This is a genomic window from Galliscardovia ingluviei, from assembly GCF_014635685.1.
Taxonomy (GTDB): domain Bacteria; phylum Actinomycetota; class Actinomycetes; order Actinomycetales; family Bifidobacteriaceae; genus Galliscardovia; species Galliscardovia ingluviei.
The window spans coordinates 13,718-33,271 of record NZ_BMDH01000007.1; the positions used below are offsets into that span (position 1 = coordinate 13,718).

General features: G+C 46.7%; 12 protein-coding genes and 1 pseudogene. 10 read left to right on the forward strand and 3 right to left on the reverse strand.

Annotation, left to right across the window (positions count from 1 at the left end; all coding sequences use genetic code 11):
- Window positions 1-67 precede the first annotated feature (67 nt).
- From IEU85_RS08310 to IEU85_RS08320, 3 genes are all read right to left on the reverse strand, one after another.
- Complete coding sequence (locus IEU85_RS08310; RefSeq protein ID WP_188355838.1) at window positions 68-568, reverse strand: GtrA family protein; 501 nt, start codon at window positions 566-568, stop codon at window positions 68-70.
- 97 nt (window positions 569-665) lie between these two features.
- Window positions 666-3,095 (reverse strand): glycoside hydrolase family 3 C-terminal domain-containing protein, encoded by a 2,430-nt coding sequence (locus tag IEU85_RS08315; protein WP_188355799.1) that lies wholly within the window; start codon window positions 3,093-3,095, stop codon window positions 666-668.
- A 336-nt stretch (window positions 3,096-3,431) separates the two neighbouring features.
- Window positions 3,432-6,332 carry a glycoside hydrolase family 3 protein gene (locus tag IEU85_RS08320; protein ID WP_188355800.1) on the reverse strand — a complete coding sequence of 967 codons (2,901 nt, stop codon included), beginning with the start codon at window positions 6,330-6,332 and terminating at the stop codon, window positions 3,432-3,434.
- Window positions 6,333-6,838: 506 nt separating this feature from the next.
- On the opposite strand from IEU85_RS08320, the gene IEU85_RS08325 reads away from it, so the two are divergent.
- From IEU85_RS08325 to pknB, 10 genes and pseudogenes are all read left to right on the forward strand, one after another.
- Complete coding sequence (locus IEU85_RS08325) at window positions 6,839-7,903, forward strand: NAD-dependent epimerase/dehydratase family protein (protein ID WP_188355801.1); 1,065 nt, start codon at window positions 6,839-6,841, stop codon at window positions 7,901-7,903.
- Between the two features lie 56 nt (window positions 7,904-7,959).
- The gene (locus tag IEU85_RS08330) at window positions 7,960-8,712 is read left to right on the forward strand and encodes an SIR2 family NAD-dependent protein deacylase (protein WP_188355802.1); all 753 of its coding nucleotides are present in this window, start codon (window positions 7,960-7,962) and stop codon (window positions 8,710-8,712) included.
- 24 nt (window positions 8,713-8,736) lie between these two features.
- Window positions 8,737-9,462 carry an NUDIX hydrolase gene (locus tag IEU85_RS08335; protein WP_188355803.1) on the forward strand — a complete coding sequence of 242 codons (726 nt, stop codon included), beginning with the start codon at window positions 8,737-8,739 and terminating at the stop codon, window positions 9,460-9,462.
- 195 nt (window positions 9,463-9,657) lie between these two features.
- On the forward strand, window positions 9,658-10,359 hold the full coding sequence (locus tag IEU85_RS08340; RefSeq protein ID WP_188355804.1) for an FHA domain-containing protein: 702 nt from the start codon (window positions 9,658-9,660) through the stop codon (window positions 10,357-10,359).
- Window positions 10,360-10,394: 35 nt separating this feature from the next.
- Window positions 10,395-10,964 carry an FHA domain-containing protein FhaB/FipA gene (locus tag IEU85_RS08345; RefSeq protein WP_188355805.1) on the forward strand — a complete coding sequence of 190 codons (570 nt, stop codon included), beginning with the start codon at window positions 10,395-10,397 and terminating at the stop codon, window positions 10,962-10,964.
- 2 nt (window positions 10,965-10,966) lie between these two features.
- The gene (locus tag IEU85_RS08350) at window positions 10,967-12,646 is read left to right on the forward strand and encodes a PP2C family protein-serine/threonine phosphatase (RefSeq protein WP_308469307.1); all 1,680 of its coding nucleotides are present in this window, start codon (window positions 10,967-10,969) and stop codon (window positions 12,644-12,646) included.
- Window positions 12,643-14,331, forward strand: coding sequence for an FtsW/RodA/SpoVE family cell cycle protein (locus IEU85_RS08355; protein ID WP_188355806.1), 1,689 nt, complete (start codon window positions 12,643-12,645; stop codon window positions 14,329-14,331). The genes IEU85_RS08350 and IEU85_RS08355 overlap by 4 nt, the downstream gene beginning before the upstream one ends.
- A complete protein-coding gene (locus tag IEU85_RS08360) occupies window positions 14,328-15,797 on the forward strand; it encodes a peptidoglycan D,D-transpeptidase FtsI family protein (protein WP_188355807.1) in 1,470 nt (489 codons plus the stop codon). Before IEU85_RS08355 ends, IEU85_RS08360 begins: the two co-directional genes overlap by 4 nt.
- Window positions 15,794-16,625: pseudogene (locus IEU85_RS08365) on the forward strand (serine/threonine-protein kinase); the annotation flags it as partial. The gene IEU85_RS08360 and the pseudogene IEU85_RS08365, both read left to right, overlap by 4 nt.
- Window positions 16,626-17,217: 592 nt before the next feature.
- Window positions 17,218-19,347: a Stk1 family PASTA domain-containing Ser/Thr kinase gene (gene pknB, locus IEU85_RS08370; RefSeq protein ID WP_188355808.1), complete on the forward strand. Its 2,130-nt coding sequence runs from the start codon at window positions 17,218-17,220 to the stop codon at window positions 19,345-19,347.
- The last annotated feature ends 207 nt before the right edge of the window (window positions 19,348-19,554 follow it).

Genomic DNA, 19,554 nt, shown 5'->3' on the forward strand with positions numbered 1-19,554 from the left:
AAAAGCCCTAGCGACCACGTATGGTTGACGGCTAGAGCTTTTGCTGAAGGAGAGAGAGGAGAAGAATTTACTTCTTGTTTTTTGGCATAATCCAGAACTTCAACAGCGGATAGCTGACAATTACTGCCATCAATGTATTAAAGACTGCATTAAGCGTACTTGCAGCACCACCAAATCCAGCGCTAGTAGCCCATGCACTAATGTAGCTTGGCGCAAAACCAGAGATAATAATGATAATGATGGCAAGCACTACATACTTCCACGCAGCATCTTTGAAGCTGGAATCTGATTTGAATACCCACTTCATTTGTACAAAGAAGTTTACTGTTTGCGCAATAATTTCAGCAATAATGGTTGCCAAGAAGGTGCCCAAACCGCCAGCTGCTACATCATAGTTGTAGAACATGAAATGGAATGGCGAAGTCAATCCCATGGCTTTCACAAATAGTGGAGTCAAGCACCATAGCACAATAAATCGCGATGCTGTAGAAATATTGGATAGCACATTAAAGAGAATGAACTCCCAAATATTTGGGTGAGTAGCAATCCAACGGCGCACTGAACCCATTTTTGCTAATTCCTCTTGAGTAGGGGCTGCTTTTGCTGACTGTGAACCGCTGGCGTGCTGCTGAACTTGTGCCTGTTCAGCAGTTGGTTGTTGTACATCACTCATGATTAAGCTCCTTTGCCGTGCGCTTATTTGCGGATTGGTTGCGGAAGAATCCGGCAATAACTTTGCCTAAACCGCGGAATGTATGCTTATTAGCAATAGCAACAATGCCTTCTACCATGGCTGCATCCACCATGCCTTGAGTCATTTTGCTCATTGCGCGAGGAGGCATATTCAAAATAAAGAGGGTGTTCAAATCTGGCTGACCAGTTTTTTCACGGATTTTGCGTTCACGCTTTATCAACGTTTTTGCTACAGTTCGCGCTACAAAACCGCGTGAATCTACCCAAGACAGGATTGGATCATTGCTACCAAATACTTCTGGTTTGCCAGGAGCTAATACTTCATGACCAAAGAGCACTGCCATTTGCGTGTCAGTAACATTCTTAATATCACCGTGCAAGTAGGCGCCTAATGCTTTATTCGGTGCTTGTGGCTCTACATCGCCGGCAACTGCGTATTCTTGACTTGCTACCATGGTATGCGCATCCGTGCCAAGTGCAATCGTCCACCATCCAGACTCGGTATGCCAAGCGTTGGAAGCAACATCAAAATGGCGGAAGGTATAGCGATCGAATGCGATGTCTACTGTTGTACTGTCATGTGCGGCAAGCTCAACTTTAGCAAAGCCTTTGAGCTCGCGAACTGGGCGTAGTACACCCTGGCTTGGTCCAGATATATACATCTGCACTACAGTAGCGCCGTCAATATCACTGGTATTCGTCACAGTAATATGCGCGCCCTGCTCATCTACATGCAAATCACTGTATGAAAACGTTGCGTAGCTCAATCCGTACCCAAATGGGAAACGTACTGGCACTCCAGCAGTTTCGTAATACCGATAGCCAACAAATGGTCCCTCTCGGTAAATAGCATCGCGTCCAATAGCCGGATACCAGTCGGCACTTGGGCAGTCAGCATACTGCATTCCCCAAGTTTCCGCTAAATGTCCAGAAGGATTAACAACGCCAGTAAGTACACGTGCCGCTGCAGAAGCACCAGCCTGACCTGAAAGCCCGATATAGAGCAACCCTGCAACATGATCAAACCAAGGCAACTCTACAGGAGAACCAGTCACCAGCACGGCAACAACAGGCTTACCCGTAGCACACAAGGCTTCCACGAGTTCGTTTTGCGCATCGGCAATAGCCATAGTAGAGCGGTCAAGCCCCTCAGATTCGCTACGCTCATCAAGACCAACCACAGCCACAATAACATCAACGCTATCGTTTGCAGCCAAGGCTACCGCTTCTTGCTGTAACTGCTTATTTGCAGCGCCATGACGTTCGTATCCTTGAGCAAAACCTGCAACTTCTACGCCGTCAATAGCTTTTAATTCGTCAAGCAAATTCTCTTCACGAGTGGCATTTACTTTAGAAGAGCCAGAGCCTTGGAAGCGAGCGGTTTGTGCCATATCACCAACTACTGCTACGCGCGTTCCAGCAGTAAGTGGCAGCACGCCTTGCTGGTTTTTCAATAAAACACTAGAATGCTCAGCAACAGTACGAGCAACTTCATGATGTTCAGCAATAACGGACTCAGCAAGCAGATCATCACGACCCACGCCTTGAGTTTTTGTGCGCTTAGCTACAAGAGCTACTTCTGCAGCGCGAGCATTCAAATCAGCTTCTGCTAACGTACCTGCTTCAACTGCGCCCACAAGTTCACGTGTGGAAGTGAAGCCAGGAGAAGGCATTTCCAAACTACCACCTGCTTTTACCGCATCAACAGCGGAGTTTGAGCCACCCCAATCAGAGACCACCATGCCATCAAAACCCCACTCATCGCGCAGGATTTCTTGCAACAGGTGACGGTTTTCATGAGCATATACACCGTTAATTTGGTTGTATGACGTCATAATAGACCATGGGTGCGCTTCTCGTACCGCAATTTCAAACGCAGTAAGATAAATTTCACGCATCGTGCGTTCGTCAATAACAGAGTTGCTGGCTTGACGACGCAATTCTTGGCTATTGACCGCAAAATGCTTAGGACATGCGGCAATACCATTTGACTGGATACCTTTGATTAAGCCTGCTGCCATGCGCCCCGCAACTTGAGGATCTTCTGAATAATACTCAAAATTACGTCCGCACAACGGGTTGCGCTTAATATTCATGCCCGGACCTAGCAACACATTCACATCTAAATCATGTGCTTCTTTGCCAAGTGCCTGACCCATTTGCTCAGCCAATTGAGGATCCCAAGAATTTGCCACAGTACCCGCAGTTGGGAAGCAAGTTGCTGGCTTAGAAGCACCAAGACCTAAATGGTCTCCTGAGCCAAGCTGACGGCGTACTCCGTGAGGGCCATCGCTCATAACAAAACTTGGAATATCAGCACGCGCATTGCCTCGCGAATCCCATTCTGAGGCGCCAGAAAGCATCGCTGCTTTCTCTATAGTAGAAAGTTCTTCTAGCTTCATACTGTTCCTTTGCACTACATTGTTGCAAGCTATCTGCTATCTTTAGCTATCTCTTACCTCTAGTCTTACCAGCTCTATATTGGCAATTTGCGCGGTTTTCATAATCTGTCTATTTGCTGGCATAAACGGCAAAATCAACTAAAACAGTGCCGCGTAGCACATGCCTGTATAACGCAGCATAACGGTACTGGCATAAACGGCACCTTATGGCATACACCCTCTGCACATACAGTAAAGGCGCACAGCCATAAACCATGCGCCTTCACCATTTTCAATTATTGTTTAACTATCGCTCTACAGCATTGATGCTGCGAACTGTAAGGTGAAACCAGCAAACTACTTAGCAGCAACTGCAGCTGCTTTTTCTTCCTTGCGGCGCTTCAAGAAGCGTGTAATAGCAAGGGCTTCAAACAGTGCCACAAGTACCGCTGCCAGACCAATGACTACATAAGTAATAGTCTTGTACACTGGGGTTGGCACCTTTGGCTCGCCATCCTGATACATCCAGCTGTTAGCTGCTGTGTAAAGGATATTGTGAGCTGCAGTACGCATTGCCTTTACCGATGTTTTGGACTGATCGGTGACGTGGTTAGTGACCTTAGTAGTTGCCAACATCATATCGCCGCCACCGCGGATAATCTGATCAGCGTTCTGGTAGCCGTAGCCTGCGAAGTAATCAGTCAAGACCATGCCGCGGAAGCCCCATTCATCGCGCAATACATTATTGAGCAATGGTGCATAAGCGCCAGCATAAGTGGTACCAATGTAGTTGAAGGCACTCATCACAGCCTGTGCGCCACCCTGCTTGACAGACATTTCGAATGGCTTCAAGTAGATTTCGCGGATGGACTGTTCGCTTGCCCAAGTGTTGAGCATAACGTTACGGTTGGTTTCCTGATCATTCAAAGCGAAGTGCTTCATGAAGGAGTACACACCGTGGTCGCGAGCGCCAGCAATAGCGTTGGAAGCCATCACGCCAGAGAGCAAACCATCTTCTGAGTAGTACTCGAAGTTACGACCTGCGAATGCAGAGCGATGAATATTCATTGCTGGAGCATACCAACCAGTGACATGCATTTCGTGTGCCATCTGACCAATCATGTCACCAAATTGCTTAGCCAAATCGCGGTTCCAAGTGCAAGCAAAAGTGGTTGCTGCTGGGAAGCCGATAGAGCCAACCTTGGTGAAGTTGTTGTTCAATGAAGCAGGACCATCCACATCAGTGAGCTTGATCTTGCCGATGGAGGTGATAGCAGCATTACCGTAACCGCCATTAGCAATAATATCGTCCATCTCATCGAAGGTAAGCTCGTCAAGGAGCTTATCCCACTGAGGGTCGTCATAGTCTTTGCCTGTCAAATCAGCCAAGCGTACGCCATTCTTAGCGCCAGTGGTTGGCATCTTATCGTCAGACTTATCGAACTTCTTTGGATCGTAGTTATCGTTGTTGATAAATGCTGCCTTAGCTTCCTTAGACATATTCAAGGTTGCTGGCTTTGCAGTAGCCTGATCGTAGTTGGCGAAGTGATCCTTACGGCTCAAGTATGTAACATCACCGCGAGCATCATCAAACTGGTTGGTTGCTACAGTCTTATCGCCATTGTGGGTCTTGCTATCAGAGTTATAGGTGATAGTTTGTGGCACATTCACGGTTGCGCTGGCAATCACATTATGAGAATCAGATTGCAAACTAATCTGGTAATCGCCTTGCTCCAGCACCCATGCCTTGGCATTCTGGTCATCGTAGGAGGCCATAGCATCGTCATTGAACTCAATCTTGATGTCTTGAGATTCACCAGGCTTCAATTCCTTGGTCTTTTCAAAAGCTACCAAGTTCTTGGATGCTTTCTCAATACCACCGTTGGTGTATGGAGGGTTGTAATAGATTTCTACAGCGTCTTTACCAGCCACATCTCCAGTGTTGGTGACCGTGACAGTAGTAGAAACTTTACCGTTATCGTAGCTGACATCACCCATCTTCTGATCAAACTTGGTGTAAGACAGACCATAGCCAAATGGGTAACGCACGGTATCGTTATAGTTAATCAAACCTTCGTTAGCAGCAGTCTCATAGAACTTATAGCCAACATAAATATTGTCGGTGTAGTTGATAAAGGTTGGGCTTGCTGTAATGTCAGTGCCGAACATGTTGTACTTGAATGCCAAGTCCTCAACGTTATCGTACTTGAAGTCGCCAAAGTTATTCCAAGTTGGCGTCTTCTTCAAATCACGCACGAAGGTGTCAGATGTCTTACCGGAAGGATTGACCTTACCTGCCAAAATCTCACCAAGTGCGGAGAAGCCAGTCTGGCCTGCTGGAGGGCACCACACTACGGACTTAATCTGTGGATAGTTGCTGACAAAGTTCAAATCAAATGCGTTAGCACCGTTGTATACCAAGGTTACCTTATTGAAGTTCTTGGTAACCAAATCAACCATATCCTGCTCGGTCTTGCTCAATTGCAGGAAGTGTTCACCATCTTGGAAGTCTGGATAATCCTTGGAATTGTCGGTATATGTAATGCCCTTTGCCTTCATATTAGTTGGCAAATCAGCGCCCTCACCACCAGATCGGGAGATGACAATAACTGCTTCATCAGAGAAAGACTTAGCCTTATCCATGGCGTCTGCTGGATACTGAGCAGCTGGAAGTTCTGGAAGTGTCCAATCCTGCTGGAACATACCAACAACTGGGCGATCTGCACGATACTTGGTGTACAAAGCGCTCAAATCCTTGTTAGTTTCAAGTCCCGCTTCTTTCATGCCGTCGAGCAGAGAAACGGTTGGATACTGATCAGACATAGAACCAGAACCAGTACCGCCATAAATTGGGTTAGTTGAACCCCAGCCAAACACATTGACCTTCTTATTAGCTAAAGGCAAGTTCTGGTCATTATTTTCCAGCAAAGTCACACCTTCGCGCTGGATATTCTTAGCCAGATCGTTTGCCTTCTTCACCGTGGCTTCAGAAAGCATGTACTTTGGTGCAGTTGCATTGCTAATCAGTGTAGACAGTGGACCAGTAACCATCATCACGATGGCAACTACAGCTGCAATAAGGAAAACAATCCATGATTGCGAGTGGATCATCTTGCGATTTGCTTTGCTAGATACAGTCTTCTTGTTGACTGCAAAAGTCACAATAAGCGCGAGCAACAATACTACGCCAATTGTGATTAACTGCGGCATGATGGATTTCACCACCGCAATTACGTCACTCATGTTAATACTGAGCATGACGGTTCCTCCCTTGGATATGACGTCATGTCGAAGTTCTCTCCTTGAACTTCACACACCGAATCCAGCAATATTGAGCACATGTGCATGAGCATCCTTGCACGCGCAATACCACTATTTCCAGTGTTTTCACGTCTGCTGTGAAACATGTATGGTTTTATTATAGGAAAGTTGTTTGTGTTCACTTTTGGGCTTTTACACAACAAATTTGCACTCTCTTACAAGCTAAAACTGCTGTAATTTCAAGGTTTTTATAAGGTTACATTTGCAACTTAATACTGTATGTTGGCATATTGCGCTGGATAACTTGTCAATTTGTAAGCACAATTTGTCATATAGCTTTGTCATATAGCTTTTGTTATTTAACTTTTACACACAGCAGCTTATGCAGTAATTTCTCGCGTATGAGCACATATGAGCAAAGGCATCTCAAAAATGAGCGTATATCGAGTATTTGTTGCGCCGTGCACTATGATGTGTACCGGTAGATAAGCAAAGGAGCTGTAATGCACGCTGTACTTATTGGCGGAACTGGGACTATTAGTACGTCAGTTACACATGAGCTACTCCAGCAAGGCTGGCAAGTAACTTTAATTAACCGCGGTACTGATACCCCAGAATTGCGAGAACTTGTCGAGCTAGGAGCACGCTCACTGGTATGCGATGTAAATGACGAGCCAGAGATGCGCGAACTGCTCACCTCTCACCGTGAATTACAGCACGTGGATTGTGTAGCGGAATTTGTAGCGTTCACTCACGAGCAGGTTGAGCGCGATATTCGTCTTTTTCTTGGTAAAACTTCACAATATATTTTTGTCAGTTCTGCTTCGGCATATGCTAAGCCTGCCCGTTCCTACATCATTAGTGAGGGTACTACATTAGCTAACCCGTATTGGCAGTATTCGCAGCAGAAAATTGAGTGCGAGCGCGTGCTTATGGAAGCCTATCGCAAACTCAGTTTCCCTGTGACTATTGTGCGACCGAGCCATACATATGATCGCCGTTCACTGCCACTTGGTGTGCACGGTGCGCAAGGTTCTTGGCAAGTAGCACAGCGAATGTTAGAAGACAAACCGGTAATTGTGCACGGCGATGGTAGTTCGCTGTGGACACTGACGCATGCACGTGATTTTGCTGTTGGTTTTGTGGGTCTTATGGCAAATACGCATGCCATTGGTGAGGCTGTGCAAATTATGGGCAATGAAACCTTGACATGGGATCAGATTTACTCATGCATTGGTGCGGCTCTTGGCGTAACTCCTCAACTAGTACATGTCAGTTCGCAAATGCTTGCTGCTGCTGGCCCTCAGTATGATTTTACTGGCTCACTTACTGGCGATAAGGCTGTTTCCGTGGTATTTGATACTACAAAATTACAGCGTTTGGTACCACAATTTGCTACTCGCACACGCTTTGATCAAGGTGTTCGCGAATGCGTAGACTATATTTTGAACCATCCTGAGTATCAACAGGCTGATCCTGAATTTGACCGTTGGAGTGATGAGCTGATCGCGCAGTTAGATGTTTTTGTTAATCATATGTCGGCATTTAATGCACAACATCATAACTAGACATAATTAAATACGTATAAACTCACGCAACCGCAGTTCATCAGAGAGGAGTGTATATGGGCAAGATTGCAGTACTCACCGGTGCCGGTATTTCAACAAGTGCTGGTATTCCAGATTTTCGCGGTCCCGATGGCGTGTGGACGAAGCATCCTGAGCAGATGAATGTGTATGACATTATGTCGTTTATGACAGATCAGGAGGCTCGTGAGTATTCGTGGCGCTGGCAAAAAGAATCACCGGTGTGGGGTGCGCGCCCTGGCGTGGCTCATAAAGCACTCGTTATGCTGGAGCAAGCTGGGCTACTAAGTGTGCTTGCTACGCAAAATTTTGATGCCTTGCATGAAAAAGCTGGTAATAGTAGCGATGTAATTGTGAATTTGCATGGCACTATTGGTACAAGTCACTGCATGACATGTCATGCGCAATACGATACTGCTGACATTATGAATAATCTCGATCAGGAGCCTGATCCGCATTGTCATCGTAAACTGCCATTCAAAGGCAATATGCCATGCAATGGTTTGCTGAAAACAGATGTCACATACTTTGGTGAGTCTTTACCTGAGGGCGCGATGGATAAGGCGATGCAGCGTATTAGTGAATCGAGCGCATTGTGGGTGGTTGGCTCCACTCTGGAAGTACATCCTGCTGCGTCATTAGTGCCTTTTGCTGCACAACTTGGCATACCTATTACCATTATGAATATGGGTGCTACTGCCTATGACTCTTTGGCGCAAAAACTGATTCGCGAGCCAATTCAGGATGCTTTGCCAGCCTTGGTAGAGCAAACTATTGCCCAAACTAAGTAGCGCGCATAGCGAGTGGGTGTAGTTATGCATCAAGACCAATATTATTCAGATTATACAGACCGCGCAGAGTACGTGGAGCAGCAAGAGTACAAAATCCAACAAGAGTGCCCAGACTTATCAACAGATGCTCATGACAGTGTGGATATGTCTGTGCCGCCGCGCGTACTGACTTCACCAGTAACCTATCAGGGCGCAGTATTTAACGTTGAAGATCGTTTTATCAAGCTGACAGCGGTTGATGGCTCTGCACTAACTATCCGCCGCCAAGTTATGGTGCATAACCCTTGCGTGGTAATGCTAGTACATGATTGTACGCACGATACCTACCTTGTCGAGCGCGAATACCGAGTAGGACCTCATGCTTATGTATTCGGCTTGCCTGCTGGCATTATGGAAGATGGCGAGCTGCCTCACCGCGCGGCACTGCGTGAGTTACGCGAAGAAACCGGCATTGTGGCAGATACCAGTATGCCTCTTGGAGATTCGATATATATTGATGATGTTGTACAAACCTATTCTTCTGAAGGCATGAGCAATGAAATTGCCAATATTATGGTGATTCATTTGCAACATTGGAGCACTACGACACGCAAGCCAGATACTGATGAGCATGTACATAGTGGGTGGGTCTCTTGGCAGCAGCTCAATGACATCGGCATTGTTTCTTCAAACGCAACGATTGCAATACTGCACGAAAAATTACACAGACTGACAGACGCTGCTCATTACCGTGTCAATGCATATGATTAAATTGTGCAAATCCATTATTTTCTTGCTTATATGCGCATATATGTGATGAGTTATGAGTAAAATAATGGCAGTACTTTGAAGTCAAGCATAAGTGTATTCGTGTTTGCTTGAAGAATTTGCAACGATACGTAACGCTGCACCACATTCTGCCTACAGAATGCATAGGATAGAGCGGATTGTGAGAAAGGGATGATCATGAGCGTTCTCGATAAATTTGAGAAGAAAATTGAAGGCGCTGTCAACGACATCTTCGGGAAGTTCGGATCTAAAGATTTGCAGCCTGTTGACTTATCCAGCGCACTTGAGCGTGAAATCAATGCTCAAGCAATGCCAGTAGATCGCGACCGCACTGTTGCTCCTAACGAATACCGTTTTAAGCTCTCCACGCCGGACTTTGATCGCATCGATCAGTGGGGTTCAGAGACTTTAGCTAATGAACTTGCTGATAACTTAACTAAGTATGCAGAAAGCCAGCATTATGCTTTTGTCGGTCCTGTAGTAGTGATTTTTGAAGAGGATTTAGATCTGCCTCGCGGTGAATACAAGCTCACCAGCGAATCAGTACAAGGTAATGCTGCCCCTGTGACTACTCCAAGTGAGACCAAAGATTGCCCAGTATTAGAAATCAATGGTCGTCAGTACCTGCTTACAGCGGCAAAAACAATTCTTGGTCGTGGCTCGAACTGCGACATTGTTATTGATGATCCTGGTATTTCTCGTAGCCACTTGGAAATTGATATTACTGATACTGGCGTTATTGCACGTGATTTACACTCTACCAATGGCACGTATGTAGAAGGCCATCAAGTGCCAGCAGCCACATTAGTAAACGGTAATACTATTACAATTGGTCGCACTCGTATTTTGTTCTGGGCGTCCTCCGAACCTCAGGATTAAGGCGAAGGCAAGCACGCAATCTGCTTGGAAGAACGATGACAGAGCTGACATTTTCTATTCTTAAATATGGCTTTTTGGCGCTATTATGGCTGTTTGTATGGCTGGCAGTACGCTCATTGCACAATGATGTGATTACTTTGAGCCCGCGCCCATCAAAAAAACACCGTAAACGTGAGCGCCTGGCTCGCCAAGCAGCTCAAGCACCAGCTCCTACCCCTGTGCGCGTGAATGCAAAGCGCAATAGTGCAGCATCAAACTCTACTAGCATGCAAGCTACCGGCCAATCTAACTTAGGTGCTGGCGCGCCTGATATTCCAACACTGCTGGTTATTATTGACGGACCTCTTGCAGGTACTACTGTGCCATTACAAGGCGAGCAGCTTACTCTTGGTAGAGCTCCGAGTAATACTGTGGTGCTTGATGATGAATTTGTCTCTTCGCATCATGCGCGTATTTATTTTGATGAGACAACGCAGCAGTGGGCTATTGAAGATTTGCATAGCACCAACGGCACGGTAGTTGGTGGTAATACTTTGCGCGGAGCAATTGTGCTCCCTGCTCGTGTGCCAGTACGCATTGGTGCTACTACGTTAGAATTGAGGTGATTATGACTGACGATAATCGTTTGACATCAGCACAGTCGCCCCAGTCAGGAGACGTAGCACAATCTGAGACGCAGCCAATCCAACAACCGCGACCGGCGACGCAAACAGCAGCTGAACACCAGCTTGTCATGTATTCAACAACCGTGTCTGATACCGGTTATGTACGACATAATAATCAAGATTCTTCGTTTGCAGGCCATCATTTAGCTGCAGTATGTGACGGTATGGGCGGTCATGCTGGCGGCGATACTGCTTCCACTATTGCTATTCGTTCACTTGCTCATATCGAACTGGATGATGCGTCACGCTCTGTGGAATCTGTTGCTACGATGATGCAGCGTTCTATTTATGCAGCGCATGATGCTATTGTCGGTCAAGCAACGCAGAATCCTAAACTGGCAGGCATGGGTACGACGGTTACCGCAATATCCCTAGTCAAGAATACGTGGATTTTGGCGCATATTGGCGATTCTCGTGCTTATTTGCTACGTGACGGTCGGCTTATTCGCGTCACTAAAGACCATAGCTATGTGCAGCATTTGATCGATACTGGGCGCATTAGCGAGGCTGAGGGCAAGAATCATCCTAAGCGCAATGTGGTTATGCGAGTGCTTGGTGATTTTGATATTGATCCAACGCCTGATATTTCTATTCGTTCTGCTGCCCCTGCTGACCGCTGGTTATTGTGTTCAGACGGCTTGTGCGGGGTGCTTGAAGATGCCACTATTGAAGAGCAGTTACGTGATGTTGCTGACCCTGAGCAATGTGCTCAACTTCTCGTGAGTATGGCGCTACGTGCCGGAAGCACTGATAATGTAACAGCTGTGATTGCTGATGCCGTTACCCCATTAGGCATACATCGTGAATCTGAACAAAATGAGGATAGTGTGCTGCTCCTTGGTGGCGCAGTAGTACAAAGCTTGCAAAGCATTGCAGAAAGTTTGCAAGCTCATGTTATGCAAGCTCCTGAGCTTGTTGAAGCCGCCAATCCAGCACAACGCGCATCACAATTGGCTAAAAGTATTCAGGCAGATACCAATCATGCGGTGCCTATGGTTGCCACCCCTACTGCTGTAGCGGATGCTCACGAGGAGACTGATACGCCAATTACTGGTGAAATTCCAGTAGTGCATAAAAGCGATGGCACCGTCTCGCGCGATCCTCATGATCCTGAGGTGGCTGATGCTATTCGCGATCAGCAGCGCGAAACAGTACGTCAGAAGCGCAAAATTCATTTCAGGGCGCGCACCATTATCGCCGTTATCATGCTTATTGTGGCGATTGGCGCTACGATTGCAGGTGCATTGGGCTGGCGTTGGTCTCAGCAGCAGTATTACGTGGGACAAGCCGATGGCGTGGTGGCTATTTATCAAGGCGTACCAACTGATGTTTTTGGGCTTCGTCTTTCTCATGAGGTTAAGAAAACGACTATTACTGTCAAGAATCTTCCAAGCTCTTGGCAAGAACAGCTTGAAAAGGGCATTATTGCTGACTCTTATGATGATGCTATAGAACATACTGAGCAAATTCGTGATGAAGCCCAGAAAATGCGTAAGAGCCAAAATACTCAGAATAAGTCATCTGATACCAGTGCCTCTGACGGCAGTGGGCAGTTTGGCGGCACAGAACAAAGTGACGATAAGAAAAGCGAATCTGACACCGCAAAGGAGCCGCAGGCATGATTATGCAGCGACTTCGTCAACTTCTGCTTCTGCTTTTCGCAGCAGGTATCGTTTTTCTTGGTATGTTCCAAATGTTTATGCGCCTTGAGAACGCTATGCCTATGCGCTATGTGTTGCTGCTTTCTGTAGCTTTTGCCTTATGCGTAGTATTTTGGTCCGTACTAAGCCATATGCAACCGTTTGCTTCGCAAAGCATTCTACCCTGCGTCGTTTTGCTCACTGGCGTAGGCATTACTATGATTGCGCGCATTGATCATCAAAATGGTGATACCTCATTTGGCACACAGCAGCTGGTTTGGGCATGCATAGCGTTGGCATTATGCACCGTGCTAGTAACGGTACTGCGCGACTACCGTATGCTGCGAAGGTTTGCATATATTTGTATGGTTATTGGCTTAGTTTTGCTGCTTTCTCCTATGGTTCCAGGTCTCGGTATGGAGATGTATGGTGCTCGCATCTGGATTCATATTGGATCTCATTCGCTGCAGCCAGCTGAATTTGCTAAGCTCTTTTTGGCTATTTTCTTTGCCGCGTATTTGTTTGATCATCGTGATCAGCTTGCCGTTGGCGGTAAGCGCATTGGTTCTATGCATTTGCCTCGTTTGCGCGATTTAGGCCCTATTTTGGTCGTGTGGGCAGTGTGCATGGGCGTGCTGGTTATTCAGCATGATTTGGGTACGTCGCTTATGTTTTTCGCCATGTTCGTATCCATGTTGTATGTGGCAACTGGTCGCAAAAGCTGGATTGCATTAGGCGGACTGTTCTTCGTTATTGGCGCGATTGCTGCTTCTACTATTTTTGCTCATGTTGGTAACCGCGTTCATGCGTGGTTGCATGCTTTCGACCCGCAAGTGTATAACGCTATTGGCGGCTCTATGCAGCTGGTGCAGGGTGTATTTGGCTTGGCTACTGGCGGTTTAGTTGGCACGGGTCTGGGTCAGGGGCATCCGACGGTTACCCCGCTGTCGCAGTCTGATTATATTTACACGTCTCTTGGTGAAGAGCTTGGTTTAGTTGGGTTATTTGCTATTCTTGCTCTGTATTTGGTAATTATTACTTCTGGTTTGCTGATTGCATTACGCAATAGTGATGGTTTTGGAAAATTACTTGCTTCCGGCTTAGTCTTTACCATGGCATTCCAAGTATTTACTGTTGTTGGTGGTATTACTTTGGTAATTCCATTAACTGGTTTAACTTTGCCATATATTGCTTCTGGTGGCTCGAGTTTGATTGCTAACTATATGCTGATGGCGTTGCTTTTAGTAGTTTCTAATACTGCTAATAAGCCAGATGCTGATGTACAAAGCGATACATTCCAGTATGCAGCAATGTTAGCATTGCGTGAAAAGGAGAAAGAAAAGGCACAAAAGGCAGCGTTGCAAGCTAAGCACTCTCGTAAGGCACGCAGTCTTGCTATTACGGTACCAGCAGAGCAGCTCTCCCAAGCGACTACTCAAACAACTATTCAGACATCTGATACTCACCGTAATATTGCGTCTACAGATACTGCTGAAATGACTGAATTCCCTTCCACAGCAACTATGCCAATACTTCAAGATGCGGCAGCACAGCCACAGCCAGACCAATCACAGACAGACCAGTCACAGGCAACGGAGACACAGACAATTCAACCACAGGCAGGTCAAGTACAGTCAGCTCAAGAGCAGGCAGGTGATGAACAGTGAACCAGTCACTTCGCCATTTATTTAATGCCGTTATTGCGCTATTTGTGGTATTAGCTATCTCTACTACCGCCATTATGACATTTGCCTCGAACTCATTGAATAGTGACTCCCGCAATATACGTGCACTCTACCATGAGTTTGGTGCTCCTCGTGGACTTATTGTAGCTTCTGACGGTACTGTACTGGCTCGCAGCGACCCCTCTAATGATGCATTCTCGTATCAGCGCGTGTATCCCAATGGTGCTACATATGCTCCTATTACCGGCTTTTTCTCAATTGCTCAGCGTGCAGATCGTGGCATTGAGGCTTCGCGTAATTCGCTGTTAAGCGGTGAGAATGATTCACTATGGCTTTCTAAATTAAAGGCAACTTTTACCGGTGAAGCAGATCAGGGTGCCACTATTGAAACTTCTATTGATGCTAAATTGCAAACGCTTGCGATGCAGTTGCTTGGCGATGGCGGTTATAATGGTGCTATTGTAGCCATGGAGCCTTCCACCGGTCGTATTTTAGCAATGGCAAGCACACCAAGCTATGACCCAAATACCTTGGCAAAGCACTCCACTAAAGAAGCTTCACAAGCATATCAGCAATTAGCTACTGCCGATGGCAATCCTATGCTCAATCATGCCACGAACGAGCTGTATTCGCCAGGTTCTACATTCAAAATTATTACTGCTGCAGCAGCGCTTGAAAGTGGCAAATATCATACAGATTCTGTAGTTCCAGCAGGTGCTACATTTACGCTACCCGGCACGCAAACACAAATTACTAATAGTTCTGTAGCTGCTAATGGTACCAATGGCTCAATGACATTGCAGCAAGCTTTTGTAACTTCTTCTAATACCGCTTTTGCACAAATTGGTATTGCACTCGGCGCTGATGCGATGTCCAAGCAAGCTCAACAGCTTGGTTTTGGTTCTACTATTGTGATTGATGGCTCACCTGCATCTAATAATGCTATTGAAGCCACCGCTTCGAAATTCCCTAGTAACGCATCTCCTGATCGTTTAGGATTAGCTGCGTTTGGTCAGGGTGATGTTACAGAAACGCCGTTGTTGAATGCCATGATCACATCAGCCGTCGCTAATGGAGGTACTATGATGCAGCCAACATTAGTCGACCGTGTGCGTGCTAGTGACTTATCAGTAATTTCGCAAACTTCTCCATCGGTGTTCTCACACCCATTTTCTGAGCAGACGGCACAAAGTCTGAATCAGATGATGCAGGCTATGATTAAAGAAGAGACACCACAACTACAAATTGCCGGTATCAGTGTAGCTGGTAAAACAGGTACAGCACAAATAGGTGACGGGAATTCTTATAATGCTTGGATTACTGGGTTTGCTCCCGCGGATAATCCTAAGATTGTTGTATCAGTAATGGTGCATGATGTGACATCGTATGGATTCCAAGTAGCTGGACCCATGATGCAACGAATAATGCAGGAGGCGCTTAAACAATGAAACTGGTTGAAGGACAGTTAATCAATCGCCGGTACCGGCTTGATCAGCGCCTAGCACAGGGCGGTATGGGTGAAGTCTGGAAAGGCTACGATATCGAATTACAGCGCCCTGTAGCGATTAAGGCTTTGCGCGCTGATGTCAGTGCCGATGCATCTCAATTGCGACGGTTGCGGGCAGAAGCACATAATTCCGCCAATTTAGCACATCCTAATATTGCGGCATTATTTGACTACTATGAGCATGATGGCATCGGCTTTTTGATTATGGAGTTTGTCGATAGTCAATCCCTTGCTGATGTGTATCGTGCTGAGGGAGCAATTCCTCCTACTCGCCTGTTGCCTATTTTGATTCAGACTGCACGCGGGTTGTATGTTGCCCACTCTCATGGGGTGATTCACCGCGATGTGAAACCTGCCAATATTATGGTGAGCAGCACTGGCGAAGTAAAAATTACTGATTTTGGTGTTTCGTATTCCACGAATCAGGCGCAAATCACGCAAGATGGCATGGTTGTGGGTACTGCGCAATATATTTCCCCAGAGCAGGCGCAGGGTGAGCAGGCTACCCCGCAATCTGATATTTATGCGCTTGGTGTGGTCGCGTATGAAGGCTTGTGTGGACATCGCCCGTTCACAGGAGCTACTGCTGTCGATATTGCTGCGGCGCATGTTAATGATCCGGTGCCAAGTTTGCCAGAGAACTTAGATTGGCAGTTACGCGAATTTGTGATGACGATGCTTGCTAAAGATCCGCTGGATCGTCCAAAAGATGCGCTGGTAGTTTCAAGTACTCTGGCAAAAATTGAACGACGTTTGCTTGATCAGGAGGCGCCGGAGCCAATTTCGCAAACGTTGGCAGTCAAGCCGGTTCGCCGTATTATGAGTAAGCCGTATAAGCCTTTGACTTTGCTTTCCGCACGGGATTGGGCACAACGACAAAGCAGCCAGCCAAGTGCAGCGCAGCCAGTTGTGGCTCAGCCCAATATTGCCGAGCCAGCTATAGCACAACCTGACATTGCACAACCTGTTATAGCGCAGCCAAATATTGCACAGCCAGCTGTAGCAGTATCTGAACAACCAATTGCTCACGATGAGGCATCTAATCAATCCGACGCTGAATCTGCCCCATATAGCAAGCCTAATACTCCTAGTGATTTTGGCAATTTAGACAAGAGCAATTCAAACGAATCTGACAATCAGGACGCAGCATGGTTGAGTAATGTTGTTGATGACCAACCTGCTCTTTCAGCAGTAGATATTGCACAGACGGCAGCAGCATACAGCGCGTCTATTCCATCAGTCACACCAATTTTTGATGTCAGTGATGATGCACCAAGCGCTATTAGTGGGCATCACGAAGAACTCCATATTGAAGAAAACGTACAGTCACCGAATTCAGACGGCACAGAGGGAGCAGCACGATGAGCATGTTTATTCCAGCAACACTGGCTGGCGGACGGTACACTGTCGGCAATCTCATTGGACATGGCGGCATGGCAGAAGTCCATGTTGGCACCGACACACGCCTTGGCAGAACAGTTGCTATTAAGATTATGCGTGCCGACCTAGCCAGCGACAGCATTTTTATTAGCCGCTTCCACCGCGAAGCACACGCTGTCGCACAAATGAATAATGCGAATATCGTCTCTATTTACGATTCTGGTGAGGAAACTATTCGAGATGATGCAGGGCGAAATGTTAGCGTGCCGTATCTGGTAATGGAGTATGTACAAGGTCGCACACTACGCGATATTTTGAAAGAGCATGGCGCTTTGAGTGTGCAAGATGCGCAGCAGGTTATGCTTGGCGTGCTGAGCGCTCTTGAGTATTCGCATCGCATGGGTATTATCCACCGTGATATTAAGCCCGGTAATATTATGATTAACGAGCAAGGCATGGTCAAAGTGATGGACTTTGGCATTGCTCGCGCACTTGATGATTCTGCCGCAACGATGACGCAAGCACAGGGCGTGGTTGGTACTGCTCAGTATCTTTCCCCTGAGCAGGCGCGCGGTGAAAACGTGGATATGCGCTCAGATTTGTATTCTGCAGGCTGCGTGCTCTATGAAATGCTTACTGGTCGTCCTCCATTTACTGGTGATTCCGCTGTTGCTATTGCTTATCAGCACGTGACAGAAATTGCTACTCCTCCAAGCGCTATTGTGCCAGGACTGCCACGTATGTGGGATTCTATTTGCGCTAAAGCTATGGCTAAAGATCGCCAGAATCGGTACACAACTGCTACGGAATTCCGCAATGACATTATGACTATGATGCGCGGCGGCACGCCAACTGCAGCACAGTATAATGCATTGCAGGATTTGCCAAAAACTCGCGTGCAGCAGCCTGTTGATGCAGCAGCTACAGCAGCTATGGCTCCTATTACTGGCGTTGATCCTTCCAATCCTTTGGAGCAGTTTGCTGAGGAAGTTCCTGTTGAGCAGCCTCAGGAGTTGAGCCGTTCTGAGCAGCGAAAAGAGGCTGCTAAGAAGAAAAAGCGGAACCGTATTATTATTGCCAGTGTTGTTGCAGTGCTAGCTGTGATCGCGGCTGGTTTGGGTATTTGGTTTGCCAGCCGTGGCGGTATTGAGCCAATGGCAACAGTGCCAACAATTAGCGCAGCTATGAGCAAAGATCAGGCATGTTCTAAGATTGAAGATGCTGGTTTCGTGTGTAAGACTGCAGAAGATAACAATTCCAGCGAAGATCGAGGTACTTTCACCAAGCAGAGCCCTAAAGGTGGCGAGCAAGCAAAGAAGGGTTCTACAGTGACCGTGTGGTTCTCTTCTGGTCCTAAGCGCGTAGCTATTCCTGATTTGAAAGGCGCTACACAAGACGAGGCTCGCAAGAAGCTGGAAGATCTTGGTTTTAAGGTTAATGGCACTGCCAAAGTGGAAAACAGTGGCGATGTAGAAAAGGACATGGTTACACGCACTGATCCTGCAGCATCTACCGAGCAAATTAAGGGATCGACCATTACGATTTATATTTCTTCTGGTATGACAGAAGTCCCCGGCGGTCTTGCTGGTTTGACTCAGGATGAAGCATTACAACGTTTGCATGATGCTGGTTTGACGCCTGTAGTACGTGAGGAATCATCTGATTCTGTAGAAAAAGGCAAAGTAACCCGTGTAGAGCCTGGCGAAGGCACACAGGTGGAGCAGAATGCTCAGGTAACGTTGTATGTTTCTACCGGCGTGGAGCAGTTGAATGTACCATCGGTAGTAGGTTTGACGCTTGGCGAAGCTCGTAATGCGTTGAAGGGCTTTAATGTTCAGGTTGCTGAGGGTTCAAGCAGCGATGATAATGCCGAGGTGACTGCTCAAGATCCACAGAGCGGTCAAGCTGCGAAGGGCTCGACTATTACCCTGACTACTCAGGCGAATAATGATACATTCGGCATTACTGGGCAGAGTCTTGATAAGGCTAAGAAAATCCTTGATAGTAAGTCAGTAAGCTACTCTATTAAGGGACCAAATTCTGGTAATGCTACAGTTAGCCAGGTTATTAAAAATAGCGATGGCAGCTACACGATTGTGACAAGCAACTAAGCTCATCCGAGCCAAATTAAACTAATATGCGTTTGCATGCGTTTGCATAGTTGGTTGCAAGATACAAGTTGCAATATACAAACTGTGCGAACGAATAGTGGCGAGGCGAATCTGCACTGTGGATTCGCCTTAGTTTTTCGGATCGTCATAGGTGCAGCACTTGTGTACGTGCTCGTGTTGCTTAGCGTTCTTGCACTAGCTTAGCAT

What these genes read in the sequence shown, in the direction of transcription:
- IEU85_RS08310 (WP_188355838.1), bottom strand. Translation starts at nt 568, where the DNA reads ATGGGTTCAGTGCGCCGTTGGATTGCTACTCACCCAAATATTTGGGAG.
- IEU85_RS08315 (WP_188355799.1), bottom strand. Translation starts at nt 3,095, where the DNA reads ATGAAGCTAGAAGAACTTTCTACTATAGAGAAAGCAGCGATGCTTTCT.
- IEU85_RS08320 (WP_188355800.1), bottom strand. Translation starts at nt 6,332, where the DNA reads ATGCTCAGTATTAACATGAGTGACGTAATTGCGGTGGTGAAATCCATC.
- IEU85_RS08325 (WP_188355801.1), top strand. Translation starts at nt 6,839, where the DNA reads ATGCACGCTGTACTTATTGGCGGAACTGGGACTATTAGTACGTCAGTT.
- IEU85_RS08330 (WP_188355802.1), top strand. Translation starts at nt 7,960, where the DNA reads ATGGGCAAGATTGCAGTACTCACCGGTGCCGGTATTTCAACAAGTGCT.
- IEU85_RS08335 (WP_188355803.1), top strand. Translation starts at nt 8,737, where the DNA reads ATGCATCAAGACCAATATTATTCAGATTATACAGACCGCGCAGAGTAC.
- IEU85_RS08340 (WP_188355804.1), top strand. Translation starts at nt 9,658, where the DNA reads ATGAGCGTTCTCGATAAATTTGAGAAGAAAATTGAAGGCGCTGTCAAC.
- IEU85_RS08345 (WP_188355805.1), top strand. Translation starts at nt 10,395, where the DNA reads ATGACAGAGCTGACATTTTCTATTCTTAAATATGGCTTTTTGGCGCTA.
- IEU85_RS08350 (WP_308469307.1), top strand. Translation starts at nt 10,967, where the DNA reads ATGACTGACGATAATCGTTTGACATCAGCACAGTCGCCCCAGTCAGGA.
- IEU85_RS08355 (WP_188355806.1), top strand. Translation starts at nt 12,643, where the DNA reads ATGATTATGCAGCGACTTCGTCAACTTCTGCTTCTGCTTTTCGCAGCA.
- pknB (WP_188355808.1), top strand. Translation starts at nt 17,218, where the DNA reads ATGAGCATGTTTATTCCAGCAACACTGGCTGGCGGACGGTACACTGTC.